The 24,632-nt window shown below is 69.6% G+C and carries 15 protein-coding genes and 1 pseudogene; 12 read left to right on the forward strand and 4 right to left on the reverse strand.

Annotation, left to right across the window (positions count from 1 at the left end; all coding sequences use genetic code 11):
* Window positions 1-296: 296 nt before the first annotated feature.
* From I6N91_RS01680 to I6N91_RS01730, 11 genes are all read left to right on the forward strand, one after another.
* Window positions 297-2,936, forward strand: a complete 2,640-nt coding sequence (locus tag I6N91_RS01680; RefSeq protein WP_198810156.1) for a LuxR family transcriptional regulator — start codon at window positions 297-299, stop codon at window positions 2,934-2,936.
* Window positions 2,933-5,593 (forward strand): LuxR family transcriptional regulator, encoded by a 2,661-nt coding sequence (locus I6N91_RS01685; protein WP_198810157.1) that lies wholly within the window; start codon window positions 2,933-2,935, stop codon window positions 5,591-5,593. The genes I6N91_RS01680 and I6N91_RS01685 overlap by 4 nt, the downstream gene beginning before the upstream one ends.
* Before the next feature lie 405 nt (window positions 5,594-5,998).
* Window positions 5,999-6,922 carry a glycosyltransferase gene (locus I6N91_RS01690; RefSeq protein WP_233091303.1) on the forward strand — a complete coding sequence of 308 codons (924 nt, stop codon included), beginning with the start codon at window positions 5,999-6,001 and terminating at the stop codon, window positions 6,920-6,922.
* A gap of 268 nt (window positions 6,923-7,190) precedes the next feature.
* Complete coding sequence (locus tag I6N91_RS01695) at window positions 7,191-7,799, forward strand: 50S ribosomal protein L25/general stress protein Ctc (protein ID WP_198810159.1); 609 nt, start codon at window positions 7,191-7,193, stop codon at window positions 7,797-7,799.
* A 14-nt stretch (window positions 7,800-7,813) separates the two neighbouring features.
* The gene (gene pth, locus I6N91_RS01700; RefSeq protein WP_198810160.1) at window positions 7,814-8,401 is read left to right on the forward strand and encodes an aminoacyl-tRNA hydrolase; all 588 of its coding nucleotides are present in this window, start codon (window positions 7,814-7,816) and stop codon (window positions 8,399-8,401) included.
* Window positions 8,402-8,639: 238 nt separating this feature from the next.
* Window positions 8,640-11,264 (forward strand): LuxR C-terminal-related transcriptional regulator, encoded by a 2,625-nt coding sequence (locus I6N91_RS01705; protein WP_198810161.1) that lies wholly within the window; start codon window positions 8,640-8,642, stop codon window positions 11,262-11,264.
* A 17-nt stretch (window positions 11,265-11,281) separates the two neighbouring features.
* Complete coding sequence (locus I6N91_RS01710; protein ID WP_198810162.1) at window positions 11,282-13,951, forward strand: LuxR family transcriptional regulator; 2,670 nt, start codon at window positions 11,282-11,284, stop codon at window positions 13,949-13,951.
* Between the two features lie 519 nt (window positions 13,952-14,470).
* Entirely contained in the window at window positions 14,471-15,973 is a 1,503-nt protein-coding gene (locus tag I6N91_RS01715) for a sugar transferase (RefSeq protein ID WP_198810163.1), read from the forward strand.
* A gap of 97 nt (window positions 15,974-16,070) precedes the next feature.
* Window positions 16,071-16,919: a 3'(2'),5'-bisphosphate nucleotidase CysQ gene (locus I6N91_RS01720; RefSeq protein WP_233091304.1), complete on the forward strand. Its 849-nt coding sequence runs from the start codon at window positions 16,071-16,073 to the stop codon at window positions 16,917-16,919.
* A gap of 29 nt (window positions 16,920-16,948) precedes the next feature.
* Window positions 16,949-17,869 carry a sulfate adenylyltransferase subunit CysD gene (gene cysD, locus I6N91_RS01725; RefSeq protein ID WP_198810220.1) on the forward strand — a complete coding sequence of 307 codons (921 nt, stop codon included), beginning with the start codon at window positions 16,949-16,951 and terminating at the stop codon, window positions 17,867-17,869.
* The gene (locus tag I6N91_RS01730) at window positions 17,869-19,119 is read left to right on the forward strand and encodes a sulfate adenylyltransferase subunit 1 (RefSeq protein ID WP_198810164.1); all 1,251 of its coding nucleotides are present in this window, start codon (window positions 17,869-17,871) and stop codon (window positions 19,117-19,119) included. The genes cysD and I6N91_RS01730 overlap by 1 nt, the downstream gene beginning before the upstream one ends.
* A gap of 2 nt (window positions 19,120-19,121) precedes the next feature.
* Here the strand turns inward: I6N91_RS01730 and cysC are convergent, their stop codons facing one another.
* Genes cysC through I6N91_RS01745 form a run of 3 tightly spaced genes read right to left on the reverse strand, consistent with a single transcriptional unit; the run spans window position 19,122 to window position 22,913 of the window.
* Window positions 19,122-20,420 carry an adenylyl-sulfate kinase gene (cysC, locus tag I6N91_RS01735; RefSeq protein ID WP_198810165.1) on the reverse strand — a complete coding sequence of 433 codons (1,299 nt, stop codon included), beginning with the start codon at window positions 20,418-20,420 and terminating at the stop codon, window positions 19,122-19,124.
* Window positions 20,421-20,471: 51 nt separating this feature from the next.
* Window positions 20,472-21,362 carry a sulfotransferase domain-containing protein gene (locus I6N91_RS01740; RefSeq protein WP_198810166.1) on the reverse strand — a complete coding sequence of 297 codons (891 nt, stop codon included), beginning with the start codon at window positions 21,360-21,362 and terminating at the stop codon, window positions 20,472-20,474.
* Entirely contained in the window at window positions 21,363-22,913 is a 1,551-nt protein-coding gene (locus tag I6N91_RS01745; protein WP_198810167.1) for a polysaccharide biosynthesis C-terminal domain-containing protein, read from the reverse strand.
* A 199-nt stretch (window positions 22,914-23,112) separates the two neighbouring features.
* Between I6N91_RS01745 and I6N91_RS01750 the strand changes: the two genes are divergently transcribed.
* Window positions 23,113-23,877 carry a hypothetical protein gene (locus tag I6N91_RS01750; protein ID WP_198810168.1) on the forward strand — a complete coding sequence of 255 codons (765 nt, stop codon included), beginning with the start codon at window positions 23,113-23,115 and terminating at the stop codon, window positions 23,875-23,877.
* A gap of 138 nt (window positions 23,878-24,015) precedes the next feature.
* Here the strand turns inward: I6N91_RS01750 and I6N91_RS01755 are convergent.
* Window positions 24,016-24,632 (reverse strand): annotated as a pseudogene (locus I6N91_RS01755) (hypothetical protein); the annotation flags it as partial.

The raw sequence follows: 24,632 nt of genomic DNA on the forward strand, positions 1-24,632 counted from the left end.
CCTAGGTGGGGCGGACCCGCTCCACCCCAGTAGGGTAAAGGGGCCCCAGGCCCCTGTTGTAGGTAGTGAGCGTCGTCCACTTGAGTAGGCATGCACGCATCTGCCGCACCAAAACAGGTAGCTTCACGGGAAATTCCGTAGTCACCACTCGTGTTCGCGGGCTCACTCGTTTCTAGGCTGTGTATCAGAAGAACTCACAGCCCGGGGAAGAAGTTGGTCTCAATGCGGTCTCATCGAGTGATTTATTCGCGTCATGACACACCGGTCCGTGGGCCGATCGTCCAGGGCGGCCCGAAATGACCCCGCTGCTGCCCGGCAGCTTCTTCATCGGGCGCACCGAACTGCTCGCCGGGATCCACACGGCCCTCCGCCGGCCGGGATCCTCGGGAGCGGTCCTCGTCGGCGGGACGGGGGTCGGCAAGACGGCGCTCCTGCAGCAGGTCCTTCAGTCGGGGTCCGGGGGCCACATCGTCAACGTGCGGGGATCGGCCGCCTCCCGGCGCATTCCCTACCGCGCCCTGAGCTTCCTGCTCTCCGAGGTGGAACGGGAGGTGCTCGGCAACCCGGTGATGGTCCTCCAGGCGCTGAGCGCGGCGCTGCGGCGTCACGCCCGTGGCGAGTCGGTCATCATCGCGGTCGACAATGCCGAGCAGCTTGACGCCGCCTCGTCCGGCGTCATCAGCCAGCTCGTGCAGAACGGCGACGCCCGCATCCTGCTCGCCGTCAAGGATTTCGCCCTCGCCGACGGCGCCTTCATGGCGATGTGGTGCGACGGTTCGCTTCAGCGCTTCGACGTTCCGCCGCTCACCTTCGACGAATCGACCCGGTTCGTCGAGGCCGAACTGGGGGCGCCGGCATCCCAGGAGTGCCTGCAGGCGCTGTGGGAGTTCAGCGCCGGCAACCCGAGAGTCCTCCGCACAGCGCTGCGCGGGATGGCCCGGCGCAACCTCCTCGCCCGGAGCAACGGCTCCTGGGTGCTGCTGCCCGGCCGGCTGGTCCTGGGCGAGGAACTCGCGGAAGCCGGATCGGCCCTGCCCGAGCTGAGCCGGGAACAGCGCAGGATCGTACGCCTGACCGCCCTGACCGGCCACCTGCCCTGGCCGATGGCGCTCCAGCGGTTCAGCCCGGAAGACCTCGACACCGTGCAGGAGGCACGCGTGATCAGCGTCGACCACGGGCCGGCGCCGGCCGCGCGCTGCACCGCACCCGCCCTTGCCGACGCCGTCGCCGAAAGTGTTCCCGCGGAGGAGGCCGGGGCGCTTTACGCCGACTTCGCCTCCCAGCCGGGCTTCGGGGCGGTCTTCGAGGCCGAACCGACCCGCCATGCACAGTGGCTGCTCCGGGCCGGAATCCCGCTGCCTCCGGAGGTCGCCCTGGCCGGCGCCCGCTCGGCCAACCGCGCCGGCGACTTCGCGGCAGCCGCGGAGATCGCGGCCAGCGGAAAGGCCCGCTCCGTACCCGCCGCCCTGGTGCTCGAGTCGGTCATCGCCGACCTCGGACAGGGGGACTTCGAACGGGCAGCCTCGACCGCGGCAGCCCTGGCGGGCCGCCCGGAGAGCCCCGCCGGTGCCGACCTCTTCCGGCTGCGCCTGCTGCAGGCGCGCATCCTCCGTCAGCTCGGCCAGCCCGGCAGCGCGGCCCTCCTCGACCGGGCCGCCGACGAACTCACCGGGGAGCAGCCCCTGCCGGAGGCCGCGGAACTGCGCAGGGAGGCGCTGCTGGCCCGCGCCGAGCAGGCCTCCTGGGACGGCAGGTTCCTGCACAACGCGGCAGAGCTTCCGGCGGTCCTCGCCTCCGATGACGGGCTCGACGCCGAATTCCGGGCGCGCGTCGAGGGCTGGCTGTGCGAAGCCTGGGCGATGACCGCCCGGCAGCTCGAGGCAATGGAACTGGCTGCCGACCTCGCCCGCCGTCTCGGGGGACCTGGCATCAGCAGGACCACCCGGACCTTCGCCGTCCAGCAGATCGGGGAGGTGTACCGGCTCGCCGGCTCGGGCGCCGAGGGCGAACGGATGCTGGCCGCCGCCGGACTGCCGAGGGGAGGCCCGGAGGCCGGGCGCGGATCATGGGGCGCCGTCGCCGAAGGTGTGGCCGAGGCACTCCAGGGCAGGGTCGGTCCCGCCCTCGAACTGCTCGCCCCCGCGCTCAACCAGCTGCGCGTCCGCGACCCGCAGGGCCTGCTGCCCCTGGCCGCGGCCGGAATCACCTACTGCCACGCCCAGGAGCGCAACCTCGAACAGGCAATCGCCCACCTTCCGGTCACGGAGGCCGGCCCAGCAAGCCCGTGGAAGGTCCGGCGCGCGTCCCGGCACCTTCAGCTCCTGGTGTCCTCGCTCCTTGAGGTCAAGGCCGACGCGGCCCGCGACCTTCACGCCCTCGGGGAGGTTGACCGCCGTGCCGGCGCCGGAGCGTGGGCGCTCCTGAACCTGTCCCGGGCCGTGCGCCTCGGCGACAGGACGGCGCTCGATCCGCTGACCGCCGTGTCCGCCTCGCTCCAGGGGGCGTTCGCCCGGACCTGCGAGCTCTACGCCAAGGGGCTGGGCAACGGTGATGCCGAACTGCTGGTCCAGGCCGCCGAACTCGCGTCCGCGCAGGGGGACCGCCGCTTCGCCTCCGACGCCGCCCAGGCCGCGCTGCGCAGCGCCGCCGGAACGCGGGAGAAGAACACCCTCCGCCAGCTGCAGCGCCGGGTCCGGGAGATCCTTCCCGAGGCCGCGGCCTGGAGCTCGGCCGGGTCGGGCCTCGAACGACTCACCGCCAGGGAACGCGAGGTGACCCGGCTTGCGGCGGCGGGGGCGAGCAACAAGGCGATCGCCGCGCAGATGTTCGTCTCGGTGCGCACGGTCGAGGGCCACCTCTACCAGGTGTACTCGAAACTGAACGTCTCCACCCGGAGCGAGCTTGGAGAGCTCATCCCCACCGAAACCCGCTCATGAGGACCACGGCTTCGCTGGTGGACGCGGACCTTGTCGGCCGGAACCCGCTGATCGAAGCCCTCGAGCACGCAGTGACGCGCTCGGACCTGCACGGGGCGTTCGTCTTCGGTGAAGCGGGGATGGGCAAGACGGCACTCGCCCGCCACCTCGTGGAGCGGACCCTGCACTCGGCGGCCTCCTTCCTGATCCACCCGGGTCCGGCCCTGAGCAACGCACCCTACGCGGCCCTGGCCCCGTTCCTGGGACGGGCAACAGCCCGCGACATCGAGTCCTCGCTCTCGGTGCTGCGGATCCTGATCTCGTTCTTCCGCGAGGAGTCGAAGGGCCGCCCGGTGCTGCTGGTCGTCGACGACGCCCACGAGGTCGACGACGACAGCAGCCACGTGCTCTCCCAGCTCGTCTCCTCCCGCACCGTGCGCCTTGTCGCCTTCTCGCGGCCCCAGGAGCCGGTCTCCGAGGAACTCGTGTCCCTCTGCAGGGAAGGACTGCTCGCCCGTTTCGAGGTGGGCCCCCTCGACGCGGCCGAGGTGGCGGAGGTGTGCACGAAAGTCCTCGGCGGCGAGCTTGTGCGCGGCACCGGGGAGCGCCTCTGGGAGGAGTCGGGCGGAAATCCGCTGTTCCTGCGGACCCTGCTCGACCAGTCCCTCGCCGATGGGGCGCTCACCGAAACCGCGGGGGTATGGCAGCTGTCCGGGGAGGAGCCGAGGGTGCCCGCCTCCCTCGCCGACCTCGTGCGGGGCATCTGCCTGCGGCTGCCGCCACAGGAACGGAAGGCCTTCGAGGCGCTCGCTCTCGCAGAACCTGTTCCCTTCTCGGCGCTCTCCGGCATCACCGATGCCACAGCCGTGCCGAACCTGCTCGAGGCCGGGCTCATCATGAGCATGCCCGGCCATCCGGCCTTCGCGGTTCCCACCCACCGGCTCTACGGAAGGATCGTGCGCGGACTCGTCCCGGCAGGACGGAGCGCCGTGCTCAGGGCCGAGCTGGCCGCCGGCTCAACCCCGATCCCCACGGTGGGCCCCGGCAGGATCCGGCACCTCAACTGGGCCCTTGACTGCGGGGAAACCGTTTCGGACGCCGAGCTCATCGACGGAGCCCGTCTCGCCCACCGCTACTTCGACCTGTCCTCCTCGGTCCGGTTCGCCTCGGCGGTGACAGGTCCGGAATACGCCACTGCAGCTCGGGTGGAGCGGGCGCGGGTCGAAATCGCCCGGATGCACCTGCCCGAAGCCGAAGACCTGCTGCGCGGAACCCTTGAGGCGGCCGGGCAGCTCGAGGTGCTTGCCGCCGCGGCGGTTCTCACGGTGCGCCTGCGGCTGTTCCAGGGCAGGCCGCTGAAGGACATCCATAGCCTGGCCGACCGGTGGAGCGCCGTGCTCCAGTCGAAGCACCACTTTCCGGCGGACCCCCCGGAGGTCACGCTGCTGCGCTGCTTCGCCTACAACCTCGAGGGCCGCTACGCCGAGGCCGAGACGCGGCTGCGGGCGATCGGACCGGATGAGGCCGCCGGTGAGCTCAACTTCGCCCTCGCCCAGTCCCTGCTCGGTGAGGCACTCGGGGCGACCGGCCGGGGAACCGAGGCCAAGGCGCTGACGGCGTCCGGCCTGGCCCTGGTCCGCACCAATCCCGGCCTCTTCAACGATTTCCACGCCTTCACCCTCACCCGCCACCTCCTCGTGCTGATCCACTGCGGGGACTTTGCCGAAGCCGAGGCCGCCCTCCAGGACTATGCCCGCCGGCCGGCCCGCGACTACGACTTCACCGGCGGGGCGCTCGCCGCCCTCGATGCGCTGCTCGAGGTGCGCCGGGGCAGGTTCCGGCTGGGGATGGAAAGACTGGGCCCCGCGCTCGAAGCGCTCCGCCGGTCCGACAAGGAGCTTCTGCTCCCGTACACCCTCGCCGTCGCCGCCCTCGCCTCCAGCGCGCTGGGCCGGGCGGACCGTGCCGAGGCGCTGACGACCGAATTCGCCGCACAGGCCCACCGGGGCAGCCGCCCCCTCGCGCTGCTGGGACAGGCTTTCACCCACGCGGCCCTGCTGCCCTCCTCAAACCGCGAGCACCACCTCGACCGGCTGAAGGGGCTGGCCGCCACTGCGGCCGGGAAGGGTCTTTCCGCCGTCGAAAAGGACATCCTCGAGATCCTCGTGGCGCTGGGTGACGAGGAGTCCGCCGTCCGGCTGGAGGCGCTCACCGGCACGATGGAAGGCCGAGAGGCGGCGGTGCTCAATGCGTACGCCGCCGCTGCGGTCTCCGGGGATCCGGAGCGGCTGGCCGCGGCGGGCGACAAGGCGGAACTCTCCCAGAAGCACCTTGTGGCAGCCGACGCCGCGTACCGCGCCATGCGGCTGCTGTCGGGCTCGGGGGACCGCCGGACCCAGCGCGAACTGCTCCAGGTGGCCCGGCGCCGGCGCCAGCGCCTCGAGGGCTGCTCACCCGCGCTCCTGGGTGACGCCGAGGAGCCGACCAAGCTGACCGCGCGGGAGCGGGAGATCGCCTCCCTCGCCCTCGACGGCGCGTCGAACCGCGCGATCGCCGCCGCGCTGACGGTCTCTCCCCGGACCGTCGAGGGCCATCTCTACCGCATCTACGCGAAGCTCGGAATCACCCGGCGCGAGGAGCTGACGGCGGAGTACGAATCCATCGTCCGGCCGGAGTAGGACCTGCCGAGTAGGAGCCTCGGCGATGAGGTAGTGCCGTGCCCGGGAACAGGTAGCAGAACAGGGGAATTCGGGCGCGATTACTTGTGTTGCCGTCCTCCCGGGGGACATAGAGTTTTGACAAGCCGGAACCCAGAAAAGGAGCCGGCTCCACCGAACCGGGTCGGCGGTGTCGAAGTCTTCTTGAGACCAGGACTTCATCCCCAGCCGCCGCCGACCCTTAACCTCGGCAGGAGAACCTGCAGGTGGCCGGGCCGGAACATTGACGTTCCGGCCCGGCTTTCTTTGTGGATTGACGCCCCGTGCGCGGCGCGGCCCGAACCCGCAGTGCCGCAACGCGGCCTCGAATGGCACAATGGGCTGAAATTGCCGGGCACGAGGCTGGGAGCGCCAATCGAATTCGACATGTTGCCGCGGGGCGCCAAGGTGCTGTGGGTGTCCTCTGCGGGCGGGCACCTCTCGGAACTCCTGAGAATCGACGGCACCGTTCAGTCGTCGGAGGATTCGCTCTGGGTGACCTTCGAAACCCAGCAGACCGTCTCGATGCTGAGCGCGCGGCGGAGCCAGTTCGTCGACTACGTCGCGCCCCGTGATGCGCCGGCCACCCTCAGGGCGGCACGCCGGATCCTGTCGATCCTGCACCGTGAGTCCTTCGACGCCTGCATCAGCACCGGGGCGGCCGTGGCGGTGTCGGGGCTTCCCCTGGCGGCACTGTTCGGAATTCCCACCTATTACGTCGAGAGCCTCGCCCGGGTCTCCGCTCCATCCTTCACCGGGAGAATCCTCGAGCGTGCGCCGCGGGTACGGACCTATGCCCAGTACGAGGGCTGGTCCCGCCGCTGGCCCTACGCCGGCACCATCTGGGATTCCTTCTCCTGCTCCTCCGGGACAGAGACCGCCCGGGTGCGGAAAATCCTCGTCACCCTCGGGACGATCCGGCCCTACTCGTTCGACCGGGCGGTCGATGCGGTGCTGTCGATTCTCCAGCCCGGGGATGAGCTGACCTGGCAGCTCGGCTCCACCCGGCGTTCGGGCCTTCCGGGCACCGTGCGCCAGGAGATGGGCTTTGGCGACCTGGGCCGGTGCGCCGCGGCCGCGGACGTCGTCATCACCCACGCCGGGGTGGGAACGATCCTTCAACTGATGAGCCTGGGCAAGATGCCTGTCCTTGCGGTGCGGGACCCGGCCCACCGGGAGCACGTCGACGGCCACCAGAACGAAATCGCGTCGGCCGCAGTGGCACGCGGGGTGGTGCGGGTGCTGGACCTAGCGCGCCCCGACCGCAGTGTCCTCGAAGCCGCTGCGTCCCGGCGGATTCTCAGCACCTGAGGCGGTCCCCGGCGGTCCCGGCCTCCGTCTGGGGGAGGGTCAGGGGAGACCGAGAGGTGCTGTAAGATGGTCTGCGATGCCTAGGCGAGGGAGCGGCCCGAGAAATCGGGCGGACTCCGTGATCGACGGTGGCTAGCGACTTTCAGCGGCTGGTGCTTTCACCAGCAGTGAGCGGTTTCTAGACGCGCTCCTCATGCCCCGGCAACGTCCACGGGCTGGCCCCGCCACCGGCGCACCAGCTATCCAGCGTTCCACGAGGAGAACCCCCATGTCAGAGCAGAAGCTCCCAGCAGAAGTACGCAACGAATTCGGCAAGGGCGCGGCCCGCCAGGCCCGCCGCGCCAACAAGATCCCCGCAGTGATCTACGGGCACGGTGGGGATCCGCTCCACGTCCTGCTCCCCGCGAAGGCCACCACCCTCGCCGTGCGCACCCCCAACGCCCTGCTGACCCTCGAGGTCGACGGCACCGAGCACCTGGCCCTCGCCAAGGACATCCAGCGCAACCCGCTGAAGCAGATCATCGAGCACATCGACCTGCTGACGGTCCGCCGCGGCGAGAAGGTCGAAGTCGACGTCACCATCCACATCGAGGGCGAGGCGGCCCCCGAGGTCGTCGTCAACCTCGAAAGCAACACGGTGCTCGTCGAGGCCGAGGCAACCCACCTGCCCGAAAGCCTCACCGTCAACATCGAGGGCCGCCAGGTCGGCGAGCACATCCACGCCTCCGACATCCAGCTGCCCGCGGGCACCCGGCTTCTGATCGACGCCGACACGCTCATCGTCAACCTCGCCGCTCCGACGGTCCAGGACCTCGGTGAGACCGAGGCTCCCGCTGAGGAAGCCGGCGCAGCCGAGCCCGCTGCCGACAACAGCTAATCCTGCCGGCCTTCATGCCAACTGACGCATGGCTCGTAGCCGGGCTCGGGAATCCCGGGCCCGGCTACAGCGGCAACCGCCACAACGTGGGTTCGATGGTCCTTGACCTGCTGGCAGCACGCCTCAGCGGGCGGTTCCGGTCAACCCGGACGCAGGCGGTGGCCCTAGAGGGACGGCTCGGACCCGGCGGCCCGCGCGTGGTCCTGATGAAACCGCTGACCTATATGAACCTCTCCGGCGGACCCGTCTCCGCGCTGGCGAAATTCTACGGAATCCCCACCGAGCGGGTTCTCGCGGTGCACGACGAGATCGACATTCCCTTTAATACGGTCCGGCTCAAGGCCGGCGGAGGCGAAGGCGGGCACAACGGCCTCCGGGACATCAGCAGGGCCCTGGGCACGAAGGACTACCTCCGGGTCCGGGTCGGCGTCGGGCGTCCTCCCGGCCGGCAGGACACCGCCGACTTCGTCCTCAAGGACTTCGGCACCGCGGAGAAGAAGGAACTGCCCTTCCTCCTTGAGGATGCCGCTGACGCCGTCGAGGCCGTGATCCGGACCGGGCTTGTTGCCGCCCAGCAGAAATTCCACGCTCCTGCCGGTTGAGAACCGTTCCCGCGGGCGCGGCTCGGGGCCCTCGCCGCGCGGGGCCGGCGGCGCGGGTGCGAACACTACAGCATTAAACCTTGTTCGCCGCTTGAGTGGCTTTCCTCACACGGGGAGGTAGTGTGATGCTCCAAGACAATCGTTGTGGGGCGGACTCAATGGTGACTTGTGGTACCAGCCCCGGTTTCGAACCGGGGCTGCCGGTTGGGGCCGGGGGAAGTGCGATGGGGCGCTGCACATGACGGGGCTGGACAGCAGTTGGCCCCTCGTGGGGCGTTCCGAGGAGATCGACTATGCCCGGAATGCCCTCGTGCAGGCCCCAGGTGGTGGAGTGGTCCTCGTCGGACAGGCCGGGGTGGGGAAGACACTCATCGCCCGCCGGGTCAGCAGTGACCTTGCCGGGGATTTCGAGGTGCTCTACCTGCGCGGCTCAGCGGCCATCGCGGACACCCCCTACGGAGTGCTCAGCATGGTCCTGGCCCAGCTTGACGAGGAAACCTCGGCCAACCCGCTTCTGCTCCTAAGCTCGCTCCAGAGCCGCTTCCATCCCGGCGCCGAAGGCGCCCGCACCCTGATGGTCCTCGACAATATCGAGGACTTCGACGACTTTTCGGCGATGGTCATCGCCCACCTCGTCCGCGTGGGATCGGTCCGGGTTTTGGGCATCTGCGGGGACATGCAGCGCGCACCGCTCGAGTTATTCAACCTGTGGAAGGACGACGTCGTGCGCCGGCTCGACGTCGAACCCCTCGACCTGGAGAAGACAACCGAACTGCTCACCGCCGCGCTGGGCAACCCCGTCTCCCGCTCGGTGGCCCTCGGGCTGTGGCAGGCAAGCGGCGGAAACCCCAGGTACCTTCAGGCGATCACTCTCGCCGACGTGGAATCGGGGCACCTCGCCCTGAGCGACGGGGTCTGGGTTTCCGGCGGCGGCGACGGATCCCGGGCCGGCAAGCCGATGACAGAGTGCGTCACCGGCCAGCTCGAGCGGATCTCCCCGGACCGGCGTCCGCTGCTCGAGACCGTCGCCGTCGTCGGCGCGGTTCCCCTGGACCTGCTGCTCAAGGTGTTCCCGCCGGAGCCGGTCAACGCTCTGCAGGAGCAGGGCATCCTCTGGGCGGAACAGGGTGGTCCTCCTCTGGTGCGCGTGTCCGACGAGGGGCTGGCCGAGTCGCTGCGCTCCCAGCTCGTTTCCGTGCCGGGACGCGCCGCACTCTCAACGCTGAACGGCCTGCGCACCGACAGCTCCATGCCCGGGCCGAGCCGCGCGTCCCTGATTCGGTGGAGCCTCGACAACGGGATCCCGGTTGAGGCCCCGGCGCTGATCGGGGCCGCCCGGGAGGCCAACCTGCGGTCCGAGCCGTCGGCGGCGCTGGGCTTCCTCGCAGCGGTGCCCGACGCCGAGGGCGGCCCGGCGACCGTCCTCGAAGCGGCGCGCGCGCTGGCCCTGGAGCGCCGGGTCGACGCCGCCCTGGCCACCATCGACCCCCTGCTCGGCGGCGACGCCCCACCGGTCGGCCTGCGGCTGGAAGTGGAGCTGATGCTCACGAAGGCGGAGTTGACCATGCGCAGCCACCAGCGGCACGCCGAGACGGCTCCGCTGCTCGATGCGGCCGGTGCGCGGCTGTCCTCCGCCCCCGCCGAGGAGGTGCAGGACCTCCTCGAACAGCTTGAGGACTTCGCCGCGGAGCGTGAACTTTTCGAGGGCCGCTCGGCCGGGCTCACCGAGTCCCTCCCCGGACGGATCGAGGCGCGTTCGGTGCACGGCCGGCCGACCTCTCGGCTCCAGGGACTGCTCGCCTCGGCCCTGGCCATGGCCGGCCGCCAGGAGGCCGCCGTGGAAACCGCCCGTTCCCTTGTCGCCCGGCTCGTCGGGGCCGAGCGGGACCCGCTCGAGATCGAGCGCGGCGGAACGCACCTCTTTACCGCGCTGATGGCCGCCGGGTACTGGAACGAGGCACTGGCGATGGCCGAGGCCCCTGAACGGGACGCCGACGCAAGCATCTACGACGGTTCGGCCTCGGAGTTCACCGAAGGTCTGCTTCACGCCTTCGCCGGCCGCAGCCAGGACGCGCTGGACCGGCTCGTTCCGGCCATCAGCCAGCTGCGGGCCAGCGACAGGCACGGACTGCTGCCCCTCGCGGAGGCCGCCGGTGCCTACGTCCTCGCGCTCCGGGGGGACCTGACCGCGGCCCGGGAGCACCTGGACGCCGTCGACCTGGACTCCGAGCGGCACTCCTGGCATTACCGTGACAGCGCCGAGTACTTCCGGATCCTCGCCGGGGCCGCGCTGGGCGAGCCCGGCGCGGCGCGGGAGAAGCTGCGGTCCCGGGCGGAGGCAAACGCCGCTGCCGGCAACAAGGGCCAGGAGCTCCTCTTCCTCTCCCAGGCCGTGCAGCTTGGCTCCGATGACCTCGTGGAGCGGCTGTGTGCCGCCGCCGCCACCTGCGAGGGGCCCCTCGCCCGGGTCCTGGAGCTGCTGGGCAAGGGGATCGCCGCACGGAATTCCGAGGTCCTTCTCGACGCGGCCAGCGCCGCCCTCTATTCCGGGCATGATGGGCTCGCGGCCCACGCGGCGGAGCGCGCCATCGAGTTCCTCGAGGACGGCGACGCGATGATCGGCATCTACGCCGACCAGATCCTCCGCCGGGCCGCCGCACCGGGGCGGAGGCCGGCGCGCAGCCGGACGATCCTCAGCGAGAGGGAAAGGAAGATCGCACGGTTCGTGGCCCGCGGTGCGTCCAATAAAGTCATCGCCGAGGCCGAACACGTCTCGGTGCGGACCGTCGAGGGACACGTTCACCAGATCCTGACGAAGCTCGGTCTCTCGAGCCGCAAGCAGCTTGCCCTGATTTTCAAGTAGACGGACAGCCGATATTCATGATGAGAATCCAGGAGGGCGTCCCCCTCGTCGGACGGACGAAAATCATCGACGGGATTCTCACCGCGCTCCACGACCCGGCAGGCGTCGGTGCGATGGTGGTGGGTGAACCCGGGGTCGGCAAGACCGCGCTCGCCCGGGCGGTGGTGCAGCAGCTCGGAGGGGCGGCCGAGGTTTTCCCGATCACCGGCGGCTCGTCCCTGCGCCGCATCCCGTTCGGTGCCCTCTCCCCGTACCTCCAGGGCCTGTCGGTCGAAGAGGTGGGTTCACCCGTGGCCATCCTGCGCAGCCTGATGAAACACCTCCCCGCCCCCGGGGGCCGGTCCTCGCAGCTCCCGCTCTTCGTCGTCGACGATGCGCACGAGCTCGACGAGAGCACCTGCGCCCTGCTGGCACAGCTCGTCAGTGCCCGCCGGGCCCGGCTGCTCATCCTGTCGAGGGCCGCACCCCACCCGCCCGCCGAGTTCCTCGCCCTGAGCCGCGACGGCCTCCTGATGCGGTTCGACCTCGAACCGCTTGACGATTCGGCGGTGGACGAACTGTGCCGGCAGGTCCTCGGCGGCAATGTGCTGACCGGGACAAGCAACCTGCTCGCTGGCGCCACGGGCGGAAACCCCCTGTTCCTGCTCACGCTGCTGACGCAGGGCCGCGGGCAGGGATACCTTGTCGAACGCAACGGCGTCTGGCGCATGGTCGGCCAGCCCTCGGTCGACCTGCGCCTCGTGGACCTGATCCAAAGCCAGCTGCGCCAACGCAGTGCTCCCGAGCTGGCGGCCCTGGAAGTCGTCGCCCTGGCCGAGCCCATCGCCCTGAAGGCGCTTTCGCGCTGCGCGGATCCCGACAGCGTCCGGAACCTTCAGGACGATCAGCTGATCACCGTCGGCCCGGCGCCCGAACGCCTCGTCTCCCTCAGCCACCCGCTCTACAGCGAAGTCCTCCGTACCTCCGTCCCCACTGCCCGCAGCATGGCCATCCGCCGTGCCGTCCTCGAGGTTCTCGATCCCCGGACCGAATCGCTCGAAGGATTCCTGCGCAGTGTGGCCTGGGGCCTCGACTGCGGTGTGCCACCGGACGACCCGAGCCTGCTCCGGGCCGCCGTTGTCGCCAACCGGCTCAACGACCCCGGCTTCGCCCTGAGGGCGGCACGGGCCGTCTCGGCGCCCGGGCTCCGCGGCAGGGCACTTGTCGAAATCGCCCGCGCCCAGATCGCGCGCGGCAACCTCGGCTATGCCAGGGAGCTCGTTGACGAAGCCCGCCTCCGGTGCACCAACCTGCTCGTCGCGAAGGAAGCAACCCTCCTTTCCTTCGACATCCGTCTCCGCCTGGGAGAGTTATCCGAGGACCTGCGCCGGGACATCGACCAGTGGGATTCCCTGATCCAGGCGATCGAGTCGACGGGCAGGAGCCGGGCACTCACCGACGCCGCCGCAACCTCCCACCTCGGAGCGCGGCTGCTCCGCTGCTACGTCCTGCTGCTCGAGGGGCAGCTCCACGGCCTCGAGAGGCCGCTGCGGGAGGCGGTGGAGAGCCCGCATGGCAGTGCCGAAACCCGGACCGGCGCCCTGGCCCTGCTCGGGGAGCTGCTCGCCTCCACGGGAAGGCCGGTGTCGGGAGCGGCCTGCACCGCCGAGGCGCTGGCCCTGATCGACGCCGAGGATCACCAGCTGCTGACCTACCGGGAGTTCGTCGCCTCCCGGCACATCCTGTCCCTCGTGCATGCGGGGGAGTGGAGCTCAGCCCGCGCGGTCTTCGAAAACTACGCACGGCACTCCTCACGGAATCCCTCCTATTTCGCCGGCTGGTCCGATCTCTTCGAGGGCATCGCCGCGCTGAGGAGCGGGCGAACCGGTGCTGCCCGCGACCGGCTGCTGCTCGCCGTGGAGGGGCTCCGGGAATCCGACGTCACCCAGGTGCTCACCATGGCCACCGGGCTCGCCGCCTTCGCCTGCGCCGCGGCGTCGGACACCGCGCGGGCCAAGGCGCTCATCGACGAATACACGACGGTACCCAACCGGGGGAGCAGGGAGATGCGGCTCACCGGACGGATCTACGCCCTCGCCGCCGGTGCGCTGCTCGGCGAGCCCCACGGGGTGGCGGCTGAGCTGAGGCAGATCGCGGACGGCGCAGCGGCCGACGGCAGGCTCGAAGTGGCCGCGACAGCGCTGGAACAGGCAGCGCGGCTCGGAGATTCAGGGGCCTTCGCGCCCCTCGCCGCCCTGACCGAATACTTTGAGGGCCGGGAGGGAGCGGTCCTTCACGCCTTCGCTGCGGCCGCGCGGGATTCGGATCCCGTGCGGCTGGGCGAGGCCGCCACCACGGCAGAGGACGCCGGATACCTCCCCCTCGCCGGAGCCTGCCTCCGGCTCGCGGCCGAGCTGTGGACCTCGCGGGGTGCCGGGCAGAAAGCCCGAAGCGCGCAGACCCGACTGACTGCGGTGCTCTCGCGCACGGACCAGCCCGCGGCCGGGGCGGCCGGCTCCGCCCCCGGCACCCGCCTGACCCGGCGGGAGCAGGACATCGTCTCCCTCGTCGCCGAGGGCTACTCCAACCGGGACATCGCCGAGCGCCAGAACGTTTCGGTGCGCACCGTCGAGGGGCACCTGTACCGGATCTTCGCGAAACTCGGAATCAACCGGCGCGAGGAACTCCAGCACAGCCAGGACCGGTGAGGGCCTCCTCCCGCCCGTCCCCGACCTCCGGAATCCCCGCGCCCCGGCCGCAGGTGAGTGGAGCGCGGCACCCTGTGGGTACTCAAGGCAACGAGCCCACGTAGTCCACCACCGCCACCGAGTACCGCGGCGCCCCGTGCCCGTCGAAGTAGCGTAACCCCTACTCGTGCAGGGGCAGCGGCCTGTTCATAGGCTCAATCCAAGAAGAACAGCAAGCTTGGGGTGAACGTTAGAGGAACAGGGTCTCATGATGGGCGGACGTGGTTGCTGCGGCTTTCACCGCACATCGAAGGCTGTTTTACCAGGAGTTCATCCTTTCCGGCCGACGCTTGGAAGCGGCGCTGCGGCGCCCCCGTCGGTCACCTGCACCACCGGATCCGGGCCCGCCCCGGCGTCGGTGGGGCACCCTTCAGCGGAGCCGGCGGCGTTAGAACCTCCCGAGACCGAGGTTCGTCCCCAGTCGCCGTCGGCTCCCCACTTTGCCGCCCTCCGGGCGGCCCGCCGTCGGGGGGCGGCGGCATGACCGGGGCGAACCCCGCCCTGTCGCCGGGGAGGATCGGCACGCTCCCCGCACGGACGGCCGTGGGCAGCACGCGCCGGGTCCTTTCGGGAATCGCCTGGCGGCGGCGGTACCAGCAGTCGCTCCGGGTCACCGATACGCTCCTGATCCTCCTGGTCGTCCTGGTCTGTGGACGTCTCTTCACCGGAACGGCGCTTGAGGATGAAGGCCTGAAGATCACCTTCGGGCTGCTCCTCGGCTGTGCCGGCGGCTGGCTGAGCGCGATGTACCTCTTCCGGACCAGGGATCCACGCCTGATCGGCGTCGGTGCCGCCGAGTACAAGAAGGTCCTCCACGCCGGCACGGCCACCTTCGGGGCGCTCGCCGTCTCGGTCGTCGTCCTCGACATCGAACACTTCCGACGGTTCCTGGTGCTCACCTTCGCGGCAGGGGTGGTGCTGCTGGTGGCGAGCCGGTGGCTGTGGCGGCTGTGGCTTAACGAGCAGCGGCGCTATGGCCACTTCCTCTCCAAGGTCGTCGTCGTCGGCCGGCGCCACGACGTTGACTACGTCGCCGGCCAGCTCGCGCGCAAGTCCGGCCCCGTGTACGACGTCGTGGGGGCGGTCCTCGAGTGCAAGGGAAGCCAATCCTCGATCCGGGTCGGCGACAAGCTCGTGCCGGCCGTGTGCGGGCTCGGCAACGTCGAGGACTTCGTGCTCCACACCGGGGCCGACGCGGTCATCGTCGCCGGACACCTGCGCAAGGGCACGAGGTACATCCGGGAACTCGGGTGGCGTCTTGAACGCACCTCGACCGAACTGGTGCTCGCCTCCTCCCTGACCAACGTCGCCGGCCCGCGGATCCGGATGCGTCCGGTTGAGGGACTTCCCCTCATGCACGTGGAGCTGCCGCAGTTCACCGGCGGACGCCACGTCATCAAGCGGGCGATGGACATCTTCCTCTCGGCCGCCGCGCTTCTCGCCCTGGCCCCGCTGTTCCTGCTCCTGGCGGTCCTCATCCGGCTTGATTCACCCGGGCCGGTGTTCTTCGCACAGGACCGCGCAGGCCGCGGCTCGGAGCTGTTCCGCATGTACAAGTTCCGTTCGATGGTGACCTCCGCCGAATCCGACCTTGAAAACCTGCGGCAGCACAACGAGGGCAACGGCGTCCTGTTCAAGATGAAGGACGACCCGCGGGTCACGGACGTGGGGCGGTGGATCCGGAAGTACTCACTCGATGAGCTGCCGCAGTTCTACAACGTGCTCAAGGGAGACATGTCGCTGGTCGGCCCGCGGCCTCCGCTTCCCAGCGAGGTGTCGAGCTACCATGGGCACGCCCACCGCCGCCTCTTCATCAAGCCGGGCCTGACCGGGCTGTGGCAGATCAGCGGGCGGTCCGACCTCGACTGGGACGAAAGCATCCGTCTTGATCTCTACTACGTCGAGAACTGGTCCGTCACCGGCGACCTGCTCGTGATGTGGCGCACCTTCAAGGTGGTCTTCCAACCCGTAGGAGCCTATTGATCCCCGGCCCGGCAGGCACGGGAACAACACGGAAAAAACAGCAGGCATTGCACGTATTAGCAGGGGTTTTCAGCAGGAGAGGGGCGGAGGGACGACGATGGACCAGATAAGTGAACCGATGCCGGCACAGAACAATGTGGGACAGAGCGATGTGGGACAGAGCGATGCGGCACAGAGCGACTCGGCGCTCGCGGCAGATCTCGCAGCGGGGGCCGGGCGCCTGCTCGTCGAGCTCCGTGCATCGGAGCGCAGGAAGGGTACGGAGCGCAAACGGCTCGGAACCCTCGGGGACCGGCGCTCCCACGAATACCTGCTTGCCGCGCTGGGGCGCTGCCGCCCTGGGGATGCGGTGCTGTCCGAGGAGTCGGTGGACAGCCCCTCCCGGCGCGCAGCCCGCCGTGTCTGGATCATCGATCCGCTGGACGGGACCCGCGAATATTCCGAGGGGCGGCCCGACTGGGCCGTGCACGTTGCCCTGTGGGAGTCCGGGCCCGACGGGGGCAGCCTCACCGCCGGTGCTGTCGCCCTGCCGGCCGAAGACGTGGTGCTTGCCACCGGAGCCCGGCCCGTTCCCCCGCGCTTTGGGCATCCGGTGAGGATCGCGGTGTCCCGGACCCGCGCTCCGTCCTTCGCCGGGGCGCTCGCCCGCGAGGTCGGGGGCGAACTGGTTCCCCTGGGCTCGGCAGGCTACAAGGCCGCCGCAGTGGTCCGCGGCGAGGCGGACGCGTATGTCCACGCGGGGGGCCAGTACGAGTGGGACTCCGCGGCGCCCGTCGCCGTCGCGACCCGTCTCGGCCTGCACGCGAGCCGGATCGACGGGTCGCCCGTGACCTACAACCGGGACGACCCCTACCTGCCTGACCTCCTCCTGTGCCGGCCGGAGCTCGCGGGGACGCTGCTCACCGCCCTGAGGCACTTGAGGGTCGAAACAGGAGGACTGCCATGAAACCGGCGGCAGGGGAGGAGAAGGATCCGATGGCCCGTACAGAACGTTCTCCGCGGTACAGCCTGAGCCACCTGAAGACGCTCGAAGCGGAGGCGATCTTCATCATCCGGGAGGTGGCCGCCGAACTTGAGCGGCCGGCCCTGATGTTCTCCGGGGGCAAGGACTCGATCGTGATGCTCGAGCTCGCCCGCAGGGCGTTTGCGCCGGCCCGGATCCCTTTCCCCGTGCTGCACATCGATACCGGTCATAACTTCGACGAGGTGCTCGAGCACCGGGACCGGGAGGTGAAGCGCCTCGGACTGACGCTCGTCGTCGGATCCGTGCAGGAGGCCATCGACCGGGGAGTGGTTCGGGAGGAACCGAACGGTTCGCGGAACCGGATCCAGACGGCGGTGCTCCTTGAAACCGCCGAGAAGCACGGCTTCACGGCACTGCTCGGCGGCGCACGGCGCGATGAGGAGAAGGCGCGGGCCAAGGAGCGCGTCTTTTCCTTCCGGGACGAGTTCGGGCAGTGGGACCCCAAGAGCCAGCGTCCGGAGGTGTGGGGCCTCTACAACACGCGCGTGCACGTCGGGGAGAGCATCCGGGTGTTCCCCATCTCCAACTGGACGGAACTCGATATCTGGAGCTACATAGAGCAGGAAAACATCGAGGTGCCCTCCCTCTACTACTCGCGCCGGCGGCCGGTGTTCAGGCGCAACGGCATGCTCTTCGCCGTCCACCGTTTCTGCCAGCCGCGCCCCTCGGAAGAGGTGTTCGAGGCCGACGTCCGGTACCGCACCATGGGCGATGCCACCCTGACTGCCGCCGTCACCTCCGATGCCGCAACGCCGGCGCAGGTACGCGAGGAGGTGGCCGGCACGCGCCTCACCGAACGGGGAGCGACCCGGGGGGATGACCAGGTCAGCGAAGCGGCCATGGAGGACCGAAAGAAAGAGGGGTACTTCTGATGGATCTCCTGCGCCTTGCCACGGCAGGGTCGGTCGACGATGGAAAGAGCACGCTGATCGGGCGCATGCTCTACGACTCCAAGTCCATCTTCACCGACCAGCTTGAAGCGATCGAGCGGACCAGCCGGGACCGGGGGGACGACTACACCGACCTGGCCCTGCTCACCGACGGGCTGAGGGCCGAGCGGGAGCAGGGCATCACCATCGATGTCGCGTACCGGTATTTCGCTACGCCGAAGCGCAAGTTCATCGTCGCTGATACCCCCGGGCACATCCAGTACACCCGCAATATGGTCACGGGGGCATCGACGGCGGACGTCGGTATCGTGCTCGCCGATGCCCGCAAGGGACTGATTGAGCAGAGCCGCCGGCACGCCTTCCTCGTCTCCCTGCTCCAGGTTCCCCACCTCGTGCTCGCGGTGAACAAGATGGACCTGGTGGACTGGTCCGAGGAGGTGTACGAATCGATCCGCGCCGAGTTCGTCGAGTTCGCCTCAAAGCTGCAGATCAGCGACCTGACGGTCATCCCAATGTCGGCGCTGAAGGGCGACAACGTCGTCGAGCGGTCCGCGAACATGCCCTGGTACCAGGGTGCGCCCCTGCTCCACCATCTCGAGAACGTCCATATCGCCAGCGACCGGAACCTCGTGGACGTCCGTTTCCCCGTGCAGTACGTCATCCGTCCCCACCAGAACCGCAACCAGGACTACCGCGGGTATGCGGGGCAGGTCGCCGGAGGGGTCCTCAAGGCGGGGGATGAGGTGGTTGTCCTGCCCAGCGGACTGGGGACGCGCATCGCCGGGATTGAGACGGCGGATGGTCCCGTCGAGGAGGCCTTCGCCCCAATGTCCGTTGTTCTCCGGCTCGAGGATGACCTGGATGTCTCCCGCGGGGACATGATCTGCAGGCCCAACAACCGTCCCTCGGTGTCCCAGGACATCGATGCGATGGTGTGCTGGATGGGCGACAGCCCCCTGGTTCCGGGCCAGAAACTCGCGATCAAGCACACCACGCGGACCGCCCGCACGCTGGTCAAGGAGCTGCAGTACGAGCTCAATATCAATACCCTGCACCGGAACCTTGAGGCAGTTGATCTGCGGCTCAATGAAATCGGCAGGGTCCGCCTCCGGACGACCTCTCCGCTGATGGCCGACGAGTACCGCAGGAACCGCGCGACCGGCGGCTTCGTCCTCATCGACGAGGCAACGAACGCAACGGTCGGTGCCGGCATGATCGTCGGAGCGGAGTAGGCTCAGCCCGCGTCAGCCGGGTTTCTTCCACCAAGGCGCCGCACGGCGTCGAGGAGCCGGGCGGCGGCCTCGGCGACATCCGTCTGTGCCAGGTCGACGACGACGTCGGCGTCGCCGGGCTCCTCGTAGGGGGACGAGATGCCCGTGAACTCGGGGATCAGTCCTGCGCGGGCCTTGGCGTAGAGGCCCTTGCGGTCACGCTCCTCGCACACCGCAAGCGGCGTTGACACGTGGACGAGCAGGAAGTCGCTTGAGGCCGAGGCCATGGCGCGGACTTCGCGGCGCGAGGACTCGAAGGGCGCGATGGGGGCGCACAGCGCAATGCCGCCCGCCTCGGCAACGCGGGCGGCCACCCACCCGATGCGCCGCACATTCAGTTCCCGGTCCGCACGCGAGAAACCGAGCCCTGAGGAGAGCAGGGTCCGCACGTCGTCGCCGTCGAGGAGCTCTGTATGCCGTCCGTCCGCCCGCTGCAGGCGTTCGGCGACCTCCCGCGCCAGGGTGGACTTGCCGGAGCCTGAAAGGCCGGTGAAGAGGACGACGAGGCCCCTCGTGCGGGTGGCGCCGGCGGGGCTCCCGCGTCCGTCACTGTTTCCGGTCCCCGCCGCCGCGGGGGACCCTCCCTGGGGCCCGGGGGTGAAGTCGAGGAAGACGTCCGCCCCGAGGCGGGCCAGGAGCCGCGCGGCGTCGCCGGCGGGAACCACAAGGAGCCGGACGCGGCCGCCGGGCACGTGCGCGGCCACCGCCTCCAGCGATTCAATCAGCAGGGCCGTTCCCTCCTGCCGGGCGGTGTCGCTGTCCGCGACGGCGAGGAGGACCAGGTTCCCTCCACGGGCGCTGACGAGGGCACGGGTCAGCTGCTCCAGCGACGGGATCCCCGCGAAGGCAGCCACCACGAGGGGCGCCCGGTCCCCGCCGCGGACCTCCTGTGCGGCAAGGGGCGCGGTCAGCCGAACCCTGCGGAAGGGGCCATGCTCGGCCGGCTGGAGCGGCACAAGCGTGCCGGAGACATAGACGTCCTCCTCGACGGCGCCCGCGGCCGTTCCGTCGACGGCCAGGCGGGCCAGGGGAGTGCCGTCGGGGTCGGCCAGCAGCAGCCCGTCCCGGGCGAGCGCTGCCCGCGCGGTCGCGGCAGGAACCCGCAGCGTCGGTTCCGCCGGCCAGGAAGCCGGTTTCCGGCCGGGAAGGCAGTATCCGCCGGCAGGGGCGTACAGCCCGCCGAGAAGGAGCTCAAGCAGGTCGAGGCTGTGCCCGCGCAGCTGGAGCACGGGGTGGTGGAGCACCTCCTGCCAGGAGGTCATGGACGCCGTCTCCGGCCGGGAGCGGGGCATCCCGAGGGCACCGGGGACCCCTCAGGTCCAGAGGAGGGGCCGGCCGAGATAGTCGGCAAGGTCCTGGTTGGGGCGGATGTAGAAATCCTCGAGCTCCTTCCGGGCGTTGGGTGGAATCCGGGAGCGGGTGATCGCATTGAACGGCTTGGTCGAGGGAAGGGCGAAGCGGGGAAGGCCGAGGAAATCGCACACGGTGTCGAAGGTTCCCTGAACATCCGAGTACATGTCCTCGCTGCGCAGGACCAGCAGCTGGCCCTCGGGAAAGGACGCGTGCCAGTTCTGGATCTGGGGGAGGTAGAGGCCGCGGCTGCGGTAGGAGTAGAAGTCGTAGGCCGCGCTGTAGTAGGCGGGGTCCTCCAGCATGGCGTCGAGCTCACCGGCGAGCCGGTCCTCCTCGGCGGCCAGCGCCGCTTCGAACCCGAGCGGTTCCACGCCGTTGGCGGCCCGTTCCTGATGGTGGGACCAGGCGCGGTCGACGGGGTTGCGGAGCAACGCGATGGCCCGGACGTCGGGGGCCGTCGCACGGACCCGTTCGGCGATCCGGGGATCCCATTGGTAGTAGGGCGAGGCTTCACCGCTTACCGGCCGGTGTCCCGCCGACCGGGCCACGAGCCTGCGGTAGGAGTCGGTGTGGAAATGCGAGCGGTACCAGCCCTCGCCCCGGTGGTACTCCTTGAAGAAGTAGTCGGTGCTCTTCCTGCCCCGGATCTGGGGAAAAAGCCCGAGGACGCCGGGATGCATCAGGAGGTAATTGAAGAGGGAGGTGGTTCCGCCGCGTTTGGTGCCGATGATCAGGAAATCGGGAACCGGCCGCGCCGCAGCGGTCCGCCGGCCATAGGACCGGGTGAGGGTATCGCCCACGTCCTTAAGCCATCGGGGGGAAGCGTCCTTGATGTCCGTCAGCGTGACCACTTAGACTCCTTTCGTCTCGGCCGTCCGCGACCCGGCCGCCGCCGGTTTCCGGGCGGCAGGGCGCAGTCCATCCAGTCTGAGCCTGTACCGATCGAACCAGCACCAGAGAGCGAGAATTGTCACCGTAATGAGTCCTGCCACCGCGAGCGAGGTCGTTGAGCTGCCCAGAAGCGAGAGCACGAGCAGGCTTCCGGGAACGACGCTCACCGCCGCCACCATCAGCGCGTAGGCCACCCGGACGGCGTCGAACCGGATGCCGACGAAGATGCGGGTTTCGATCGAGGCAAGCAACGCATCGAGGAACATGCTGAACGCCCACGCGGAGGCCGCGCCGAGAATGCCCCACCGGGGCACGAGGACGAGGTTCGCCGCGATGTTGACGGCAAGCACCACGGACTTGTTGAAGGCCATCCAGCCGCTTCGGCCGCTCATGGTGAGCACCGAGTCAATGTTCCCGCCGAAGAGGAAACAGATAGCCCCGACGCAGAGGATGATCAGGGCCGTGGCGCCCTCGGAGAACCCCGGCCCGAACCAGCTCAGCACCGTGGGGGCGAAGAACATGAACAGCCCGTAAATCGGCGTTCCGAAAAGCACGATCCACGTCAGGGTCGTTGAGTAAAGGGTCTGGACAGCGTCGACCTTGCGCTCCTCGAGGAGGGCGCTGAAGCGGGGCGAGATCACCATCCGCATTGCGGTCGAGACGATCAGCCCGGCCGTGACGAACCTGCTGACCGTTCCGTAGATGCCCGCGGCGCCGGCACCGGCGATGGCGCCGACGAGGATCACGTCGAACCACACGATTGCCTGTTCGACGCCTGAGGAATACCAGCGGGGGAGGGCGAACCGCCGCACCCCCGTGGAGACCTTCGGCGAGGGGCGCCAGCGGCCGCTTACCCCCGCACGCCGCTCATGCTCACGGACGCGCCCCGCGAGCACCAGCAGCGCAAGAGCCATGGCCGCCGGCAGCGGCAGGGCCCAGGCCAGGGCTCCCATTGCGGCGGAACCACCCAGCAGGACGACCGTCAGGACGGCCAGCGGCCGTGCCGCCGGAACGGCCACGGCCCCGATCACCGTGTACGGGAGGATGCTCCCCAGCCCCCGGGTGGCGGCAAGGGCAACCATCATCACCGCCGCGAACGGCAGGAACAGGGCTATCGTCCGGACCGCTCCAACGACCTCCGGCGGCAGGTGCACGAGGTTCTCGGTCAGCGGCGGCAGGAGAAAGTAAAGCATCAGCGTCAAGGCGATGCTGACGGCGAAAGCCGGCAGGAGCAGCGCCAGAACCGCCCCGCGGATCCTCTCGGGCGCGGAGGAGGCAAGCCGAGGAAGGATCCACACGCTCGTTGTGTCCATGCCCGTCCTGGCGATGCCCAGGGCGATCGAGAACACCGCGATGGATTGAAGGACGATGCCGGCCCCATATTCACCGAAGGAGCGGCCGAGCACGAGGATAAGCAGCAGGCCCATGACAGCGCTGGTGCCGGCCCCCAACCCGCTGATGAGTCCGCCGCGGGCCGCACGCCGGGCCTCCGACGCATGCTCCGCCTTCACGCCGCCCCCAGTCCCGGCAACTTCGCCACCCCGTCCCCCTTCAGACCGACCGGACAATGCACTACCACATCGCTAGGCGAATCCACCCCAGGCGGCGCCGTTTTGTACGATACTTGAGCATAGATGGATGCCCTAGGACAAGATATTGGGTGAATCCCTCGCACTGTATCGTCTTTTCTCTTCGCCAAGGAGGCTGGCCATGGCGTCATTGCAGAAACCATCGGGTCGCTTCCGTCCGCTTCGGGTCCTGCTCCCCGTTGCCGGTGTTGCGCTGTGCGCCTTCCTGATCATCTCCCCGCCGGGCGGCAGCCTCGACGCTGCGCGCACCGCCCCCGGTGGAACCGAAAGTGAGGCACCCGGGACGGGCCCGGAGGCCACCCGGGGCGCCGGGGAGAAGGCGTCGGAAGAGGCAGCTCCGGTGAAGACAGCGCCGGCCGGGTCGAAGCCGGCCACCAAAGCACCGGCCGCCCCGGAAGCCGAAACCGGTGGCGGCGCCCCCGGCGCAGTGCCCGCACCGGCGGCCTCCGCCCGGGTTCCGGTGCCGGCGGCCGAAAAGGAGAAAGCGTCGACAGTGTCGCGGGCCTACGTCGGCAAGACGGCGTCGGTCCTCGCGGCGGCAGAGACTCCGACCGCCGATGAGCTCAAGGCGCTCGCCGTCGGACCCGCGCAGGGAGCGATCCTCGCCCAGGCGGCCGAATTCGAGAGCAACAACTGGCGCCAGGAGGGCGTGCCCACCATCGCCGGGCTCGAGATTGTCGCCTACGACGGAGCGGCCACCCCGGCGAGGATGACAGTGAATGCGTGCATCGATTCCTCGAAGGTTCGGGTTGTGACGGACGAAGGGGTGGTGCTGAGGGAGGGCTCGGCCCGCAGCCGGTCGCTGAACGTCCTGTCCCTGGTGCGCGGTGACGGCGGCACCTGGCTGGTCGAGGAGATCAGCTTCCCGGACGACCCCAGCTGCTGATCCGGCCACCTGCCCGGGCCGCCGGGGCGGCCGACGCCGGGCCGCCGGGATCCGGGAGCCCGTTCCCCGCCGGGTCAGCCACGCCTCCCCGCAGGGCCTTGGCCACGGGGCAGGGCACTGGGCCACAGGCTTACGGCCCTAGTTCGTGATTGTCGCCTTCGCCGTCAGGTCCATGCTCATGTCCCGGGTGGCCCGGTAGTTGATGTGGGTTTCGACCGCCACCGTGTTCACCCCGTCGACCAGCAGGGCTACCGGGACGTCGATGACGAACGGTGTCGTGTTGGCCGTCGAGGTGCTGACAGAGCTCGATGCATAGGTGCCATGGGAGATGGTGCCGGTGGGCAGGTTCTTCCGGCCGACCTCGGTCCCGTTGACGTAGACCACCACACCGTCGTCGGCGACAGTCTGCAGGGTGAGTTTCGTCACCGAGGCCGCTGAGGGAACGGAGAACTGCCGCAGGAAGTAGGCCGTCACTGGCCTGTCGGTTGTTGAGTCGGGGGTGAAGTCGACGTCGGTCCCCAGGCCCGTCGACCCGAAGCCCAGCACCGCGGGCCCCGACTTCCAGGCGGCGGCGTCGAATCCTTTGGCCTTCCAGGACGTCGGCGGAGCTGTTGCTTCATAGCGCCAGCTCCAGGGCGACTTCGCCGCGATCAGCACCGATTCCTGGCCCGCCGCCGCGCTGACGGTGACCGGGGCGGACTTGACGCCGGTGGCTCCCTTGTCGTCGGTGACCGTCAGTTTCACCGTGTAGGTTC

Origin of the sequence: Arthrobacter sp. MSA 4-2 (assembly GCF_016405885.1) — a bacterium.
Classification (GTDB): Bacteria; Actinomycetota; Actinomycetes; order Actinomycetales; family Micrococcaceae; genus Arthrobacter_D.

Coding starts and splice junctions, on each gene's coding strand:
- I6N91_RS01715 (WP_198810163.1), top strand. CDS start 14,471: ATGACCGGGGCGAACCCCGCCCTGTCGCCGGGGAGGATCGGCACGCTC.
- I6N91_RS01720 (WP_233091304.1), top strand. CDS start 16,071: ATGGACCAGATAAGTGAACCGATGCCGGCACAGAACAATGTGGGACAG.
- I6N91_RS01685 (WP_198810157.1), top strand. CDS start 2,933: ATGAGGACCACGGCTTCGCTGGTGGACGCGGACCTTGTCGGCCGGAAC.
- I6N91_RS01690 (WP_233091303.1), top strand. CDS start 5,999: ATGTTGCCGCGGGGCGCCAAGGTGCTGTGGGTGTCCTCTGCGGGCGGG.
- pth (WP_198810160.1), top strand. CDS start 7,814: ATGCCAACTGACGCATGGCTCGTAGCCGGGCTCGGGAATCCCGGGCCC.
- I6N91_RS01710 (WP_198810162.1), top strand. CDS start 11,282: ATGATGAGAATCCAGGAGGGCGTCCCCCTCGTCGGACGGACGAAAATC.
- cysC (WP_198810165.1), bottom strand. CDS start 20,420: ATGACCTCCTGGCAGGAGGTGCTCCACCACCCCGTGCTCCAGCTGCGC.
- cysD (WP_198810220.1), top strand. CDS start 16,949: ATGGCCCGTACAGAACGTTCTCCGCGGTACAGCCTGAGCCACCTGAAG.
- I6N91_RS01750 (WP_198810168.1), top strand. CDS start 23,113: ATGGCGTCATTGCAGAAACCATCGGGTCGCTTCCGTCCGCTTCGGGTC.
- I6N91_RS01705 (WP_198810161.1), top strand. CDS start 8,640: ATGACGGGGCTGGACAGCAGTTGGCCCCTCGTGGGGCGTTCCGAGGAG.
- I6N91_RS01695 (WP_198810159.1), top strand. CDS start 7,191: ATGTCAGAGCAGAAGCTCCCAGCAGAAGTACGCAACGAATTCGGCAAG.
- I6N91_RS01680 (WP_198810156.1), top strand. CDS start 297: ATGACCCCGCTGCTGCCCGGCAGCTTCTTCATCGGGCGCACCGAACTG.
- I6N91_RS01730 (WP_198810164.1), top strand. CDS start 17,869: ATGGATCTCCTGCGCCTTGCCACGGCAGGGTCGGTCGACGATGGAAAG.